General features: G+C 68.5%; 14 protein-coding genes. 7 read left to right on the top strand and 7 right to left on the bottom strand.

Annotation, left to right across the window (positions count from 1 at the left end):
* Nucleotides 1-31: 31 nt before the first annotated feature.
* From ACZ44S_RS23030 to ACZ44S_RS23000, 7 genes are all read right to left on the bottom strand, one after another.
* Entirely contained in the window at nucleotides 32-1,252 is a 1,221-nt protein-coding gene (locus tag ACZ44S_RS23030) for an acyl-CoA dehydrogenase family protein (protein WP_466931922.1), read from the bottom strand.
* A 2-nt stretch (nucleotides 1,253-1,254) separates the two neighbouring features.
* Nucleotides 1,255-2,049, bottom strand: coding sequence for an enoyl-CoA hydratase/isomerase family protein (locus ACZ44S_RS23025; RefSeq protein ID WP_466931920.1), 795 nt, complete (start codon nucleotides 2,047-2,049; stop codon nucleotides 1,255-1,257).
* The gene (locus ACZ44S_RS23020; RefSeq protein ID WP_466931918.1) at nucleotides 2,042-3,298 is read right to left on the bottom strand and encodes a CaiB/BaiF CoA transferase family protein; all 1,257 of its coding nucleotides are present in this window, start codon (nucleotides 3,296-3,298) and stop codon (nucleotides 2,042-2,044) included. The genes ACZ44S_RS23025 and ACZ44S_RS23020 overlap by 8 nt, the downstream gene beginning before the upstream one ends.
* A 136-nt stretch (nucleotides 3,299-3,434) precedes the next feature.
* Complete coding sequence (locus tag ACZ44S_RS23015; protein ID WP_466931916.1) at nucleotides 3,435-4,172, bottom strand: FadR/GntR family transcriptional regulator; 738 nt, start codon at nucleotides 4,170-4,172, stop codon at nucleotides 3,435-3,437.
* A 99-nt stretch (nucleotides 4,173-4,271) separates the two neighbouring features.
* On the bottom strand, nucleotides 4,272-5,354 hold the full coding sequence (locus ACZ44S_RS23010) for an NADH:flavin oxidoreductase/NADH oxidase (protein ID WP_466931914.1): 1,083 nt from the start codon (nucleotides 5,352-5,354) through the stop codon (nucleotides 4,272-4,274).
* A gap of 93 nt (nucleotides 5,355-5,447) precedes the next feature.
* On the bottom strand, nucleotides 5,448-6,059 hold the full coding sequence (locus ACZ44S_RS23005; RefSeq protein WP_466931912.1) for an EthD domain-containing protein: 612 nt from the start codon (nucleotides 6,057-6,059) through the stop codon (nucleotides 5,448-5,450).
* Nucleotides 6,060-6,383: 324 nt separating this feature from the next.
* A complete protein-coding gene (locus tag ACZ44S_RS23000) occupies nucleotides 6,384-7,778 on the bottom strand; it encodes an MFS transporter (protein ID WP_466931910.1) in 1,395 nt (464 codons plus the stop codon).
* 477 nt (nucleotides 7,779-8,255) lie between these two features.
* Between ACZ44S_RS23000 and ACZ44S_RS22995 the strand changes: the two genes are divergently transcribed.
* The 7 genes from ACZ44S_RS22995 to ACZ44S_RS22965 all read left to right on the top strand — a co-directional run.
* Nucleotides 8,256-9,398: an acetyl-CoA C-acetyltransferase gene (locus ACZ44S_RS22995; protein WP_466932228.1), complete on the top strand. Its 1,143-nt coding sequence runs from the start codon at nucleotides 8,256-8,258 to the stop codon at nucleotides 9,396-9,398.
* Between the two features lie 57 nt (nucleotides 9,399-9,455).
* Nucleotides 9,456-10,508 carry an LLM class F420-dependent oxidoreductase gene (locus ACZ44S_RS22990; RefSeq protein ID WP_466931908.1) on the top strand — a complete coding sequence of 351 codons (1,053 nt, stop codon included), beginning with the start codon at nucleotides 9,456-9,458 and terminating at the stop codon, nucleotides 10,506-10,508.
* Nucleotides 10,505-12,115: a long-chain-fatty-acid--CoA ligase gene (locus tag ACZ44S_RS22985; RefSeq protein ID WP_466931906.1), complete on the top strand. Its 1,611-nt coding sequence runs from the start codon at nucleotides 10,505-10,507 to the stop codon at nucleotides 12,113-12,115. The genes ACZ44S_RS22990 and ACZ44S_RS22985 overlap by 4 nt, the downstream gene beginning before the upstream one ends.
* The gene (locus ACZ44S_RS22980) at nucleotides 12,112-12,867 is read left to right on the top strand and encodes an SDR family NAD(P)-dependent oxidoreductase (protein WP_466931904.1); all 756 of its coding nucleotides are present in this window, start codon (nucleotides 12,112-12,114) and stop codon (nucleotides 12,865-12,867) included. Before ACZ44S_RS22985 ends, ACZ44S_RS22980 begins: the two co-directional genes overlap by 4 nt.
* 29 nt (nucleotides 12,868-12,896) lie before the next feature.
* Nucleotides 12,897-14,042 (top strand): acyl-CoA dehydrogenase family protein, encoded by a 1,146-nt coding sequence (locus ACZ44S_RS22975; RefSeq protein ID WP_466931902.1) that lies wholly within the window; start codon nucleotides 12,897-12,899, stop codon nucleotides 14,040-14,042.
* A gap of 36 nt (nucleotides 14,043-14,078) precedes the next feature.
* Entirely contained in the window at nucleotides 14,079-14,840 is a 762-nt protein-coding gene (locus tag ACZ44S_RS22970; RefSeq protein WP_466931900.1) for an SDR family NAD(P)-dependent oxidoreductase, read from the top strand.
* A 127-nt stretch (nucleotides 14,841-14,967) separates the two neighbouring features.
* Nucleotides 14,968-16,511, top strand: a 1,544-nt coding sequence (locus ACZ44S_RS22965; protein ID WP_466931898.1) for a Re/Si-specific NAD(P)(+) transhydrogenase subunit alpha, incomplete at its 3' end; no start/stop codon positions are given.

The raw sequence follows: 16,511 nt of genomic DNA, 5'->3' as shown, positions 1-16,511 counted from the left end.
GTACATTCCTTGCCGGGTGTCACGAGGGGCGTCATGTGAGGCCTGCCATCGCGCGGGTCGTCTCGCGGCCGATGAGCAGCCGCTGGATTTCGTTGGTGCCGTCGTAGATTTGTGTGACCTTGGCGTCGCGCAGGCAGCGTTCGATGCCGAGGACGCCGAGGTCGCCGTAGGGACCCAGAAGCCGAGTGGCCGTGACCGAGGCGTCCCAGCCGAGGTCGGTGCAGGACTGCTTCATGATCCCGATGTGTGCGGTCGAGGCCTGCCCGGCGTCGGCCTGCCGGGCCACCGCGTGCAGCAGCAGCCGGCCCTGGATGATCCGGCCGCGCAGCTCCGCCAGCGTGAAGAGGTCTTCGTCCGGCAGCCGCGGTCCGTGCAGCCGGGTGAGCGCGGCCAGTGTGCGCGCGTAGGCCGCTCGGGCCAGCCCGACTCCCTGGGCGGCGGCGCTGATCCGGGACTTGACCACGGAGTTCATCACGATCGCCCAGCCCTGGCCCTCTGTGCCGAGCCGATGGCAGGCGGGCACCCTGACCCCGTCGAAGAACAACTCCGTGGTGGACGAGCCGTGCATGCCCATTTTGTGGAAGGGGGTGCTGTGCGTGACGCCGTCCCACGAGCCGTCGACGAGGAAAGCGCTGATGCCTGCGCGGCCCGCGCCGCGGTCGGTGCTGGCGAAGCAGACGAGTACATCGGCGCGGTCACCCGTGGTGATGAAGGTCTTGGCGCCGTTGAGGATGTAGCCGCCCTCCGCCGAAGTGGCTGTCGTGCGAAGACCGGAGACGTCACTGCCCGCGTTCGGTTCGGTGATGCACAGGGAGCCGTATCGCGAGCCGTCCAGCAGGCCGGGGATGTAGCGGTGGCGCACCTCGTCCGACCCGGCGATGAGAAGGGGGTACGCGGCGTGCGTCTGCGTCATGAAGACCAGACTCGTCGCCGCGCAGCCCGCCGCGATCTCCTCCACTGCCAGGGCGTAGGCCACGCTGGTGTCGCCGGTTCCGCCGAGCTCCCGCGGGAAGACGAGCCCGCACAGCCCGGCCGCCGCGAGGGCCTGTACGCTGTCGTGCACGAACTCGCCGGTCTCGTCGGCACGGGCGGCCCCGGGAACGACGTGCCGGGCGACGACCTCCCGGGTTCGGGAACGGACCTCCTTCTCCCGCTCGCTGAGGGCCTCGTCCGCCGTCTGCTCGTCCAGCAGGCCGTGCAGTGTGAGATGGGCCGATGGTTCGGTGTCGATGTCCAAGAGTTCGAGGAGCACGCTCACTGCTCACCGCCGAGGCCCTCGAATGCTGCTGGCCGCCGTTCCAGGAAGGCTCCGATGCCCTCCGCCGACTCGGTGCCGGCGAGGGCGAGTGATGCCAGCCCGGTCTCGGTGGTGAGCCCCGCGTCGAGTGTGGCGTCACGTCCCGTCTCCAGCGCCTGCAGGATCGAACGGACCGCGCGCGGCCCCTGCTCGGCGATCCGCGAGGCCATGGTGACCGCGGTCTCGAGAAGGGTCTCGGGGGCGACGGGCGGTAGCGGTGTGAGGCCGAGCGCGTAGGCCCGCTCGGCGTCCAGCCGGGAACCGGTCAGCATGAGGTGCGCGGCGGCCGCCGTCCCGATCACGCGCGGAAGCCGCTGGGTACCTCCGTAGCCCGGGATCAGCCCCAGCCCGGACTCCGGCAGCCCGAGCGACGCACTGTGGGACAGGACCGGGAAGGTGGAGGCCAGTACCAGCTCGAAGCCGCCCCCGAGCGCGATGCCGTTGACGGCGGCGATCACGGGGATCTCGGCGCGCTCGATCGCACGCATCGCCCGCTGTCCGTGGCGCATTGCCTCGTGGGCGCGGTCGGGGGACATACCGGCCACTTCCTTGAGGTCGGCTCCGGCGCTGAACGCCTTTCGCCCCGTCCCGGTGAGGACCGCGACGCGAACGGCTGGATCCGAGGCGGCGGCCTCCACGGCGGCTCTGAGATCCGTGAGTACCGCCGCGTTCAGCGCATTGTGCACCTCTGGGCGATTGATGCGGATGACCCTGACCGCGCCGTCGGTGTCCGTGAGTACTGGTTCAGGCACTGAGCGATCCTTCCTCGTTGTCCGGAGCGACCGATCGGGACGGCCCGAACTCGGCAGCTCCTGCCGTGGCCAGATGGGCCATGGCTTGGGGGGAGTAGCCGAGCTCCCGCAGGACCTCGGCGGTGTGCTCACCCAGGGCCGGGAAGCGCTCATTGCGCGCCACGGGAGCGGATGCCAGCCGGAACGGGCTGCGCACGCTCGTCAGAGTGTGATCGCCTCCGGGCACCGGCATGATCGATCCACGGGCGATGACATGCGGGTCCTTGGCGACCTCGGACAGGGACTGCACGAGCGCGGCGGGAACATCGGCCTCGCCCAGCACGCGCAGCCACTGGGCGGCCGGCTGGCGGCGGATGACGTCGGCGATGCGGGCGGTGATCCGCGCGCGGTGATCCCGGCGCCCGGAATTGTCCGCCAGCGCGGAATCCCGTGCCAGCTCATCCAGGCCTGCCGCCCGGCAGAACCGCTGCCACATCAGGTTGTTGCCGATGGCCACGACGATGGTGCGGTCCGCCGCTTCGAAGGGCTGGTAGACGGCCAGCACCGAGTCCGTGCCGCCGCTCGGGGCCGGCTCCGGCTCACCCGCGTGGTACGCGGCGATCCGGGGGGCCATCAGTGCGAGGTCCGTGTCCAGCAGCGACACGTCGATGATGTCCCCGACCCCGGAGCGGGCCTGCCGGACAGCGGCCGCACTCACCGCGATCGCCGCCGCCATGCCCGTGGCGATGTCGGAGAGCGCTGTCGAAACGCGCTGTGGGGCGCGCCCCGTCTCGCCGGTCACGGACATCAGACCGGACCGGGCTTGGGCCACCAGGTCGTAGCCCGGGAGATGGCTGTCCGGTCCGTCGAGCCCGAAGCCCGACATCGCGCAGTAGATCAGGCCCGGGTTCCGCCGCAGCAGTGCCGGTCCGTCGATGCCGAGTTGCTGGAGCTTCGACGGGTTCATGTTCTGCAGGAAGACGTCGGCTGCGTCGAGCAGTCGAAGCAGCGCGTCCTGTCCCTCGGGGACGCGGAGGTTGAGGACCACCGACCGCTTGTTGCGGTTGGCCGACGCGAACCAGGCCGAGGTCCCCTCGACGAACGGCGGGCCCCAGGACCGCGCGTCATCGCCCTGACCGGGCCGTTCCACCTTGATCACCTGCGCCCCGAGGTCGGCGAGGTACATGGATGCCGTCGGTCCCGCGTAGGAGGTGGTCATGTCGACGACCCTCAGTCCTTTGAGCGGGCCACTGTCCTCCAGGAACTCCATGGGCACTTCCTCATCGTCACGAGTGGCCGGCGCGGAGACTGACGCTGGCGCGAGTAAGGGTACGACAGTTACACAAGGCGTTCAAGGTCCGACATTTGTACGGCGTAAGAAAGCCCGGTCGACGACCGGGCCGGTATCAGGCCGTGCCGAAGCGCGGAGCCAACTGGGCGCGCAGATACGTCAGGTGCTCCACGACGGCCGACTCGGCCGCGTCGGGGTCCTGCGCCGCGATCGCGTCGACGATGGCCACATGCTGAAGCACCGTGCGCCGGCCTACCTCCTTGGACAGCTCCAGGTAGTGCACGGGTTCGGTCTGCTGATGCAGGGCGGAGACGAACGAGGCGAGCACCCGGTTGCCGGACGCCTCGGCGATGGTGGAGTGGAAGGCCGCGTCGAGTTGCGGGACCTCGGGGTCGTCCACCGCCGCCGCCTTCTGCCGCCGCACGATCTCGTTCAGCAGCGCCAGATGTTCCTCGGAACGGTGTTTCGCGGCGAGCCTGACGGAGGGCACCTCGAGGTACTGCCGCAGCTCGGCGACCTCGGTGAAGTCGATGCTTCCCAGGGTCAGCAGATTGTGCATCGAGCTGGCCAGGTCGGACCGGAGGGAGTGGTGGTCCACGGACTGCACGAAGTTGCCGCCCCGCGAGCCGGGCACCTTGTAGATGAGACGCTGGGTCACCAGGGAGCGCAGGGCTTCGCGAAGAGTGGTGCGGCTGACGCCGAACTGGCGGGCCAGCTCGGCCTCGGGCGGCAGCATCTCGCCGCTCTTCAGCTCGCCCGACATGATGGCGAGCTTGATGTGCTCCTCGACCTGTTCGCGCGGCCGGAGCACCTTCTGGCCGATCGCCCGCCTGCTCAGACCCTGCTCCGGCATCCTGGCCCCCCTCCTGCTGTTGTCCACAGTCACTGTACTCGACAATGTCGGACAACAAGCGGTCTGAACAGCCGGTGCAGGTGGGGTCGCCTTCTCTCTTCAATTGCTGTACTCGCCCTGCCGGTACTGCACCGGATACGGCGCGTCCGGCGCGGCCACCCCGAGTGTGTGCGCGGCGCGCAGGGGCCACTCCGATTCGCGCAACGCGGCACGCCCCAGGAAGACGGCGTCCGCCGATCCCTCGTCGAGGACGTCCTGCGCCTGCCGCGGTTCGGTGATCAGGCCGACGGCGGCGGTGGGCACTCCGGCCTTCGTGCGGACAGCGTCGGCGAAAGGAACCTGGTAGCCGGGGCCGACCGGAATCCGCTGGCGGGGGTCGTTGCCCCCGGAGCTGAGATCGAAGAGGTCCACGCCGCGTCCGGCCAGCAGTGCGGCCAGTTCGACGGTCTCGTCCAGTGTCCAGCCGCCCTCGACCCAGTCGGTCGCGGAGAGCCGTACCAGCAGGGGTGTGCTGTCGGGGATGACCTGCCGGATCGCGTCGACGACCTCGATGACCAGCCGGATCCTGTGGGTGAAGTCGCCGCCGTACTCGTCCGTCCGCTTGTTCGACAGGGGAGAAAGGAACTCGTGCAGCAGGTAACCGTGTGCTGCGTGCACCTCCACGACCTCGAAGCCGACGGCCACCGCACGGCGCGCGGCGTACGCGAAGGCCCGCACCGTCGCGTCGATCTGGGCGCCCTCCAGGGCGTCGGGAACGGACAGATCCCGGTACGGGACCGGAGAGGGGGCGATCGGGGTCCATCCCCCGTTCTCCGGAGCGACCGCGACCCTGCCGTGCCAGGGCTCGGCGGTCGAGGCCTTGCGCCCCGCGTGCGCGAGCTGCACGGCCGGGACCGCGCCCTCGGCCTTGGCGAAATCGGTGATCCGCGCCCAAGCCTGCGCCTGGTCCTCGTTCCAGATGCCGGTGTCCTGCGGTGATATACGTCCTTCCGGGCAGACCGCGGTGGCCTCGGTCATGACAAGGCCGAAGCCACCGGTCGCCCGAGCGCCGAGGTGAACCAGGTGCCAGTCGGTCGGGACTCCGTCGCGAGCGTGGACCGAGTACTGGCACATGGGTGCCAGCCAGATGCGATTGCGCGCTGTCACTCCGCGGAGGGTGAGCGGGTCGAACAGGCTCGTCATGGTGATCCTTACGTGTCGGGCATCCGGAACCGCGTGCCGGACGCGGTCACGACCGTGGAAAACTCGGCCGGCAGAGGCCGTGGTGGTCTCCGGTCAGAGGATGCGCCGCGCATGAGTCAGCAGAATCCGCAGCCGCCCCAGCACCGCCGCGTCCGCGGCCGCCTTCAGCGCCGCCTCATGGACGGCGGGACCGGCCGCACGTGTGGTGCCGACAGTCAGAATCTGCGCGGGTGCGGCGGGCTCGCGGACCAGACTGGGACTGTCCATCAGCCGCCCGTTGGCGGGCCGGGACTCGATGACGCCGCCGGTCACCGCCTCGGCCACGGCCTCGGTGAAGACGGCAGGGTCGAACGGCTCGTCACCGATGACCCATAGCTTGGCCTCCGGGTCGTAGCTGTCGGTGCTGGTTACCGAGAAGCCGGTCAGGCCGGCGAGGAACCTCGGTTCGTCGTCCCGCAGTTCGCGTGCCACACGCGCTGCGGTGACGGGGTCGGCCGCGTTGTCGTCCCAGAGTTCGGCGAGCCCGTCCACCGAGCGCTCGCCCGACGGCGTGCCGGCGTAGCGGACGACGGGGTTCTGGACATACTCCTTCAGGCCCGGGAGGCCGAGGACGATGGTTGCGTGCGGGCCCGCCCAATGCTCGTTGAAGGCGTCGAGGGACAGGTCGGGCCGCTTTCGTATCAGGATGAGCCTCTTCTTCAGCACGAGGAGCCTTTCGTCTGATGGTGGTCGACAGTCCGCTGCTGCGGCCTGCCGCAGCAGCGGAAAGCGGAGCTTGCGCGGCGTGGGGAGCGATGGGCGCCGGCAGACGAGCGGAAGTGATCGGCCGGCGGGGCAGCCTTCCCGGACGAGGGGAAGCTGGGACGCCGCCGGCCGGCGACGAGGAATGCGGCACAGGGAGTCGGTCGTCCGCTCCAGGCTGGCTGTCGTCACTCGACGCCGTAAGTGGCAAATGTTCCATTTATCGAAAGAATTCTGCCACCCTGCTTGCCGCATCACGTCCGCTGCGGGGCGACGCACGCCGTCGGGTCAGGCCTGCCCCGTCTGTCGGGGACCGCCTTCGCCGCCGGCCGGGAAGGGCTGGAGTGGGGCGCCGGTGACGTCGGGGGGCGCTCCCGCGTCGCGCCGCGCGGGCATCGCGGCGAGAGCCAGAATGCTCAGCACCCCGATGCCGACCGCGAACAGAAGGATGAATCCATGGCCGCCGTCCTGTGCGGCCATCAAGGAGACGAGGATGACCGGGGCGAAGCCGCCGCCGACGGTCGAAGCGGCCTGATAGCCCAGGGACGCACCCGTGTAGCGGGAGCCCGTGTCGAACTGCTCGCTGAGGAATGCGCCGGTCGGGCCGAAAAGGGGGCCGACGACCGGACCGAACATCACGATGAACGCGAGCATGGTCTGCACGGCCTCACCGGAGGCGATCAACTGCAGGAACGGATAGGTGAACAGGGAGCCCGCCACCGCTCCGAATGCGAGGACCGCACGGCGGCCGAAACGGTCTGAGGCGGCGCCGGCGATGATCATGCTCACCATGCATGTGACGCCTCCGAGCACCTGGATGCCGAGGACCACGGACAGGCTGAGCCCACGGTCGCGGGCGTAGGCGAGTCCGAACGAACTGACAAGGCTGTAGAAGGTGAACGTCGACAGGAGCCCGAGGAAGGCCAGGATGAGGGGCCGGGGGGCACGCAGAACCTCCCACAGCGGAATCCTCGGCGCGTCACCGCGCTCCCGCCGTACGCGTTGTTCCTCGATGAACAACGGTGACTCCGAGACCTTCAGCCGTGCCCATAGTCCGATGGCGACGAGCGCGGCGCTGATCAGGAAGGGAACGCGCCAGCCCCAGGAGAAGAACTGCTCCTCGGGCATCAGGCTGCACAGCCCCAGTGCTGCTGCGGCGAGTGCGGTGCCGGTCGGCCCGCCCGCGGCGATCACACCGGTCGCCAGTCCACGACGACGAGCGGGAGCGTGCTCGAAGGCCATCAGTGACGCGCCTCCCCACTCGCCACCGACCGATATGCCCTGGACGACCCGCAGGAGGATGAGCAGGGCCGGCGCCAGCACGCCGACCTGATCGCTCGTGGGCAGCAGACCGATGAGTGTGGTGGAGACGCCCATCATTATCAACGTGGCTATGAGCATGGACTTGCGGCCCAGCCGGTCGCCGTAGTGACCGAATACCAGCGCGCCGAGCGGACGGCTCACATAGCCGATGGCGAGGGTGGCCAGGGAGGCGATGGTGCCGGCCGTCGGAGAGAGGTTGGTGAAGAACAGCTTGTTGAAGACCAGACTGGACGCTGTGACGTACAGCAGGAAGTCGTAGTACTCGACCGCGCTACCGACATAGCTGGCCAGCATGACCCGGCGCAGCTCCTTCCGGCTCGTCGGCCCGGGAGGGCTGTTCTCGTTGTTGATTGCGCTCATCGGTACCTCGTCTGCGTGTCGGTCGCACATACTGGTGCGAAAGTCGCCCCGAAACGGGTGAAAAGGGAAGACGTCGAAGAACTCGATCGTGAGCGGTCTGTTCTGGAGTCCCGAGCCGTGGACGTCCGTAGGTGCCGTCCTCGGGGTGCGAGGGGCACCGGGTCACCGAAGCCGCCGGGTCGGCGGGGGTCGCGGCGGGCCGTGTCGCGCCCGTCGTGACCAACAGCTTTCGGCCACCGTGAACAGTAGCCGAAGTGAACGAGAACGTCACTGTCCAACATTTATTTTCTTGTAGATCCAGGAAGGGTCTATACCGCATCTCATCGGATACATAGCGACGCTCATGGATGAGTGACGCCATGCTCGGGGTTGCGAATCAAATGTTGGACCTTGAAGAGTCTGTACATCCTAGTTAGCCTCAGGGGTGCCGGGATCGAGCTCATCGACGGATCCCGCAAGGATCAGGTCAGGAGTGAGATGGCAGACGCCTACATCATCGAAGCGGTACGGACAGCCGTAGGGCGTCGCAACGGCGGTCTGGCGGACCAGCACCCCGCGGACCTCGGCGGCGCCGTCCTTGCGGCACTCGTCGAGCGTGCCGGGGTGGATCCCGCAGCGGTCGACGACGTGATCTTCGGCTGTCTGGACCCGGTGGGGAGCCAGGCTGCCAACGTCGCGCGGACCTCCTGGCTCGCGGCAGGGCTGCCTGAGTCGGTTTCCGGAGTGACCATCGACCGGCAGTGCGGGTCCGCACAGCAGGCGGTGCACTTCGCGGCACAGGCCGTTCTGAGCGGGACACAGGATCTCGTCGTCGCGGGCGGTGTGCAGAACATGAGCGCCGTTGCGATGGCGTCGAGCTGGCGGACCGCCGACGTGCCGGATCCGTTCAGCGGATCGGCCGGCTGGCGCGCGCGGTACGGCGGCACAGAGGTGTCGCAGTTCCACGGTGCCGAGCTGATCGCCGACACGTGGGGGCTCGACCGCGGAGCGCTCGAGCAGTTCGCGCTGGAGAGCCATCGGCTCGCCGTGGCCGCCGTCGACGAGGGACGGCTGACCGAGCAGATCGTCCCGGTCGCCGGGGTGGCCGTCGACGAGGGGCCGCGGCGGGACACCAGCCTCGAGAAGATGGCGTCACTCAAGCCCCTCAGACCGGGCGGGCGGATCACGGCGGCGGTCGCCAGCCAGATCTCGGACGGAGCGTCGGCCATGCTGGTGGCCTCGGACGAGGCCGTCAGGCGACACGGCCTGCGCCCCCGGGCGAGGATCCGTGCGATGAGTGTGGTGGGCGACGACCCGGTCATGATGCTCACCGCACCGATTCCGGCCACACGCCGTGTCCTCGAGCGTGCCGGACTGAGCATCGACGACATCGATCTGTTCGAGGTGAATGAGGCCTTCGCCCCCGTGGTGCTCGCCTGGCTTACGGAACTGCGGGCCGATCCGGACAGGACGAACGTCAATGGCGGGGCGATCGCATTGGGACACCCGCTCGGCGCGTCCGGAGTCCGCATCATGACCGATCTGTTGTGCGAACTCGAACGCCGAGGAGCCCGCTACGGCCTGCAGACCATGTGCGAAGGGGGAGGCCTCGCCAATGCCACGATCATCGAACGCCTCTGATCCGCCCCGGCCCTCGCACGTGGGGGAGCCGTCGGACGGAAGGGAACAGCTCGCACCATGAAGCTGAGTCTGAATTTCGGCCAGGACTTCCTCACCCGGCCGGACAACACCGCCCTGGCCCAGGAGGCCGAGGCCCTGGGGTTCGCCGCATGCTGGGCGGGCGAGGCCTACGGCGTGGACGCCGTCTCCGTGCTCGCCCACCTCGCGGCACACACGTCGAGGATCGACATCGGCAGCGCGATCCTCCAAGTGCCGGCCCGCACCCCTGCGATGACGGGCATGACCGCGGCGAGCCTGGACCTGCTGTCCAGCGGTCGGTTCCGGCTCGGACTGGGCTCCTCGGGCCCGCAGGTGTCCGAAGGCTGGCACGGTGTCCCGTTCGGCAGGCCCCTGGCCCGCTCGCGTGAGTACGTCGACATCATCCAGCGTGTTCTGCGCAGAGAACGCGTGATCGTTCAGGGATCGCACTACTCACTGCCGCTGCCGGACGGTCCCGGGGTCGCGCTCAAACTGATCCTCCATCCGCTCCGTGAGCGTGTTCCGCTGTACCTGGCGGCCACGGGGCCGAAGGCGCTGGAGCTTGCGGGTGAGGTCGCGGACGGATGGCTGGCCCTGTTCTACTCGGCCGACCAGGCCGACCACGCACGGGCGCACATCGCCGCCGGACGCAAGGCCGCCGGGCGGGAGGAGGAGCTCTTCGACATCGTGGCCACGGTCCCCGTCGCCGTGCACGAGGACGCGCGATCGGCAGCGGACATGGTCCGCGACTATGTCGCCCTCTACGTCGGCGGAATGGGCAGCCGCGAGAAGAACTACTACAACGAGATCGCGGTCCGGGCGGGTTTCGAAGAGGCGGCACAGGTGATCCAGGACAGGTACCTGTCCGGTGACAAGGCCGGCGCGCGCCGCGCCGTTCCGTTCGAGCTGGTCGACCGTACGTCACTGATCGGAGACGAAGCACGTATGGCGTCACGCATGCGTGAGTTCGCCGACGCCGGTGTGACGACGCTGGCACTGAAGCTGATGGACGAGCAAGGCCCTCTCGAAGCCCGGATCAGCACACTGCGAACGGCGGTGCGTGCGTGGGAGAAATCAGGAGTCGCCGAATGACAACCTCATGGACCGGCCCCGGCGATGTGAGGGTCGCGGGGACCATGATGAACGAACCGCTGCTGCTCCAGAGCATCGTCGAACGCGCCGGCCGTTTCTTCGGCGACCAGCGGGTGGTGGGCTACACCGACGAGGGCCCGGTCGACATGACGTACGCCACTCTTGTGTCCCGCGTGCGCAGGCTGGCGTCCGCCCTCGTCCGGGCTGGTGTACACGTCGGAGACCGCGTCGCCACCTTCGCCTGGAACACCCTGGAACACCTCGAACTTCATCTCGCGGTTCCCTCCATCGGGGCCGTCCTGACGCCGCTGAACGTCCGGCTCCACCCCGACGAGCTGAGCTACGTCATTGACCACGCGGAGGCGACGGTCGTGGTGGCGGAGCATTCCCTGGCCGGCCGTCTCCCGGCGCTTCCACCGCACGTCAAACGCGTACTCATCGGAGCCCCACCGGAAGAAGCCGACGCGCTGGACTACGAACGGCTGCTGTCCGAGGGCGACCCGGATTTCTCCTTCCCTCGCATTCCCGAGGAGTCCGCGTGCACCCTGTGCTATACGGGCGGTACCACGGGACTACCGAAGGGCGTGGCGTACACCCATCGTTCGACCGTCCTGCACACGCTGTTGCAGTGCCTGCCCGACTACTACGCGATCGCGGAAGCGGACGTGGCCGTGCCCTTCGTGCCGATCTTCCACGCCAACGCCTGGGGAATACCGTACGCGTCCCTGATGGCCGGTGCGCGGCTCGTCCTACCGGGGCCGCTGACCGCGCCCGAAGACATGGTGCGTGTTCTCGCGGAGCAACGGGCCACGTTCTCCGCCGGCGTCCCCACGATCTGGCACGACGTCGGCCGACTCCCGGAACTGCCGGACCTTTCCTCGCTCCGCATGGTGGTGGTCGGCGGAGCGCCGCTCAGCGAACGCTTTCTCACTCGATTCGACGAGCTGGGGATTCCCGTGGTGCAGGGCTTCGGGATGACCGAGGCCAACCCGCTCGTGTCCATCGGCAGTGTGCCTGCCCGGTCGCGCGCCGCAGGCGCGGACCGGATGCGCATCAGGCTGTCCCAGGGAAGACCGCTTCCGTTCATCGACGTGCGCACCGACGCGGTGAGCGGAGAACTGCAGATGCGGGGCGCCACGGTCACCGCCTGCTACCACCGGATGCCCGCAGGATCCGACGACAAGTTCACCGGTGACGGATGGATGCGTACCGGAGATGTCGCCGACATCTCCGAGGACGGCGTCGTCCGCATCATCGACCGCACGAAGGACATGATCAAGTCGGGCGGCGAGTGGATCCCCTCGGTTGAACTCGCGGACGCCATCGAGAACCACCCCTCGGTCGCCGAGGCCGTGGTCGTCGCCGTCGACGACGACCGCTGGGGCGAGCGGCCCGCCGCGTTCGTGGTCCTGCGCCACGGTGAGGTGCTGACGGCAGACACTCTTCGTGCTCATCTGGCCGAGCGCGTGGCCAAGTGGTGGGTCCCGGATGTCATCCACTTCACCGAAGCCATTCCCAGGACCACCCTCGGGAAGCTCGACAAGAAGGCCGTGCGTCTACTGGCGCAGCAGCTCGTGAACCCCGAGGAGAAGGGAGAGCAGCCGTGAAGGTGCTCAAGGGGAAGGTCGCTGTCGTCACCGGCGGTGGACGCGGGCTCGGCCGGGCTTTCGCCCACGCCTTGGGAGCACAGGGCGCCAGGATCGTGGTCGCCTCACGGAGGGCAGCGGACCTGGAGCAGGTCGTGGCCGAGGCCGCCGAACGGGGATACGAGGCGTGGGCGCGCCCGACCGACGTCACCTCCGAGTCCGAGGTCGAGTCCCTGATCACGGAGTCGTCGGCGCACTTCGGCCGCCTCGACATCCTGGTGAACAACTCCGGCGTGGTTGCGACCAAGCCACTGGTCGACACTACAGCCGAGGAGTGGGACACCGTCCTGACCACCAATCTGCGCGGCACCTTCCTGGCAGTCCGCGCCATGGGCCGCCATCTGATGTCCGAGGGCCACGGCGGAAAAATCATCAACGTCGCCTCGAACTTCGCCATCAAGGGGATCCCGAACCACACCGCCTACTCGTCGTCCAAGGCGGGCGTGATCGGACTGACCAGATCACTGGCCGTCGAATGGGCTCGGCACAACATCCAGGTGAACGCCATCGCCCCGGGCTACTTCGTCACCGACATGAACGCCGAGATGCGTGCCGACGAGGAGCTCAGGCAGAGGATTCTGCGGACCATCCCCGCCCGGCGGCTGGCGGACGCCAACGAACTCGCCACCTGGATCGTGGCCCTCGCAGGGCCGGCGTCCGACTTCATGACCGGCGAGGTCATCGTCATCGACGGCGGCCAGAGCGTTTCCTGACGGTCACTTCTTCGAAAGCTGGATGCGTAATGGGCGAATACTGCTCACCCTGGGTCGACGACGAGACTCGCCATGTCGGCCTGCTGGCCCGAAGCTTCTTCGAACGCTCGGTGATTCCCCATGTGGAACGCTTCAGCACGCAGCACGGCGTCGACCGCGAGACCTGGACCGAGGCGGGAAAACTTGGTCTGCTGTGCCCGAGCATCCCCGAGGAATTCGGAGGTGGCGGTGGAACGTTCGTGCACGAGGCGGCGGTCCTGTGGGAGCAGGGACGACTCGCCGACGACTCTCTCCCCTACGCCATCCACAGCACCATCGTCCCGCACTACATCAACGAGTACGGCACGGAGGAGCAGAAGCGACGATGGCTGCCGGGCCTCGCGAACGGCGAGCTCATCGGTGCGATAGCGATGACAGAGCCGTCCGGGGGATCGGATCTCAAGGCCCTGCGCACCCGAGCGCGCCGGGAAGGCGACCACTACGTGCTCAGCGGCACCAAGTCGTTCATCACCAACGGCTCCATGGCCGGGCTGATCCTGGTGGTCGCCCGCACCGGCGGCGAGGGCGCGCGCGGGCTCTCGATCATCGGCGTGGAGCGGGAGCGCGTCACCGGATTGTCGCACGGCGGGCCGTTGAAGAAGATCGGCCAGCATGGCCAGGACACCCGTGAGCTGTTCTTCGACGACGTGCGGGTCCCCGCCGAAAACCTGATCGGCGAGGCCGAAGAACGCGGTTTCGCGCAATTGATGGCCCAACTGCCGCAAGAGCGGCTGGCCATCGCCATCGGGGCCGTCGCACAGGCCGAGTACGCGGTGGAGATAACCGCCGAATACGCCAAGCAACGCAGAGCCTTCGGTGGTTCACTGTGGGATCTGCAGAACACCAGGATGGTACTCGCGGAATGTGCCACCGAGGCCAGGGTCGCGCGAGTCTTCCTCGATCACTGCATCATCCAGCACCTGTCCGGCAAGCTCGATGCCGCGACGGCTTCGCAGAGCAAGTACTGGAGTACCGACGTTCTGTCCTCGGTCGCCGACCGGTGCCTGCAGATCTTCGGTGGGTACGGGTATGCCATGGAATACCTGATCGCGCGCATCTACGCCGGATCCAGGGTTCAGCGCATCTACGGCGGAGCCAACGAGGTCATGAAGGAACTCGTCGCACGGTCCCTGTGACATCACAACATCCAAGCCGAGAGAAGACTTGTTTCCATGTCGAACAGAGAACGCGCGGCCCTGGTCACCGGTGGCACCGGAGGAGTGGGACGTGCGGTGTGCCGGGGCCTGGCGCGCCAGGGATTCCGCGTCGCGTTCACCTACCGCAGCAACAGTGAGAAGGCGGCGGAACTCGAAGGCGAGCTGGCGGAACTGGGGGCGTCGTCCCTGTCCGGCCATCCGGACTTCACCGACCCGGACCAGGCGGACACCTTCGTCCGCGAGGTCGTCGACGCCTACGGGCGCATCGACGCGGTGGTCCACGCCTCGGGGCCGTACGTCGACCAACGGTTCGTCAGCACTTTCGAGTCAGGCCAGTTCCGGAGGCACGTCGAGCAGGAACTGACGGCGTTCTTCGAACTCGTCCGGACCACGTTGCCCCACCTGCGCTCCACGTCCGGATCGCTCACTGCCGTGACCACAATGGCGCTGCGGCGCTTCCCCGCTCGGGACGCTCTCTCGTCCGTTCCCAAGGGAGGCATAGAGGCTCTGATCCAGGCCGTAGCGCTCGAGGAAGGCCGCTACGGCATCCGCGCCAACTCCGTCGGACCCGGTGTGCTCGCCGACGGCATGGGCATCGGCCTCGCCGCGACCGGCGACGTCCCACCGGAGATGCGCGCGGACGTGGAGCGCCGGATCCCGCTCCGCCGACTGGGCAGGGGGGCCGAGGTGGCCGCGATGGTCTGCTTCCTCGTCTCCGATGCGGCGTCGTACGTGACGGGCCAGTCGATCGACGTCGACGGTGGGTATGGCATCTAGGTCCTTCGTCGCCGCTTCTCCGTCTGTCCGGCGTCGACAGGACCTGACCCCTTCCCGCTCACCCTTCCCAGGGGTCGGCATGTCCCGTATCACCGTGTCCACCAATGTCTTTACGAGGGGACCTCATATGTCTGCGCAGCACTCCGCGCATCCCCATCCGCCCCGACGCATCGGTGTCGTCACCGAATCCACACCCGAGGAGACACGTGTCGCCGCGACCCCCGCGACCGTACGCCTGCTGCTCGGCCTCGGATACGAGGCCGTCGTCGAGTCGGGGGCCGGTGCTGCCGCCGGCTACGGCGACCAGGCCTACGAGGAGGCGGGGGCGAGTATTGGCGCGGCATGGGACGCGGATGTCGTACTCAAGGTCAACGCGCCGTCGACGGAGGAGATCGCCAGGCTGCACGACGGCGTGACACTGGTGTCCTTGATCTCCCCGGCGCAGCGGCCGGAGCTGCTGGAGGAACTCGCCGCGCGTGAGCTGACGGTGCTCGCCCTCGACGCGGTGCCCCGGATCTCGCGGGCGCAGTCGATGGATGTGCTCAGCTCGATGGCGAACATCGCGGGCTACCGCGCGGTGATCGAGGCCGCCCACGTTTTCGGACGCTTCTTCACCGGGCAGGTCACCGCCGCGGGCAAGGTGCCCCCGGCGAAGGTCCTCGTCGTCGGGGCCGGCGTCGCAGGACTCGCCGCCATCGGGGCCGCGTCCAGCCTCGGTGCCGTCGTCCGCGCCACCGACCCGCGGCCCGAGGTCGCCGACCAGGTGAAGTCCCTCGGCGGCGAGTATCTCGCGGTGGACACGGCCCACGAGGCGGGCAGCGACGGCTATGCCAAGGTCACCTCCGCCGACTACGACCGGGCGGCGGCCGAGCTCTACCACGAGCAGGCCCGGGAGGTGGACATCGTCATCACCACGGCCCTGATCCCCGGCCGCCCCGCGCCGCGCCTGCTGACCGCCGCAGATGTGGCGGCGATGAAACCCGGCAGCGTCATCGTCGACATGGCGGCCGCCCAGGGCGGCAACGTCGAGGGCACCATCCCCGGCCGCAGCGTGGTGACCGACAACGGGGTGACCGTCATCGGCTACACCGACCTGGCCTCCCGGCTGCCCGACCAGGCCTCGCAGATGTTCGGCACCAACGTGGTCAACCTCCTCGCGCTGATCACACCCGGCAAGGACGGCCGGCCCGCCCTCGACTTCGACGACGTGGTCCAGCGGGCCGTCACCGTGGTCCGCTCCGGCGAGGTCACCTGGCCGCCCCCGCCCGTCGCCGTCTCGGCCGCCCCGGCAGCCGCCCCGCAAGAGGAATCCGCCGCAGCGCCGGCGGACGCCGGACGGTCGCCGCTCACCCCGGCGCGGCGCTACGGCCTGATCGGGCTCGGGATGCTGGCCACCTTCCTGCTGGTCGCCCTCGCACCGGCTCAACTCGCCGAAAACTTCACCGTGTTCGCGCTGGCTGTGGTCATCGGCTACTACGTCATCGGCAAGGTCCACCACGCCCTGCACACCCCACTGATGTCGGTGACCAACGCCATCTCCGGGATCGTGGTGATCGGCGCCCTGGTGCAGATCGGACACGGCAACCGGCTCGTCACCGTGCTCTCCTTCGTGGCGATCCTGCTGACGAGCGTGAACATCTTCGGAGGCTTCGCCGTCACCCGCCGCATGCT

This window comes from Streptomyces malachitofuscus (assembly GCF_055571035.1).
Note: the sequence above shows the minus strand (reverse complement) of the source record. Positions and strands in the feature narration are given on the sequence as shown.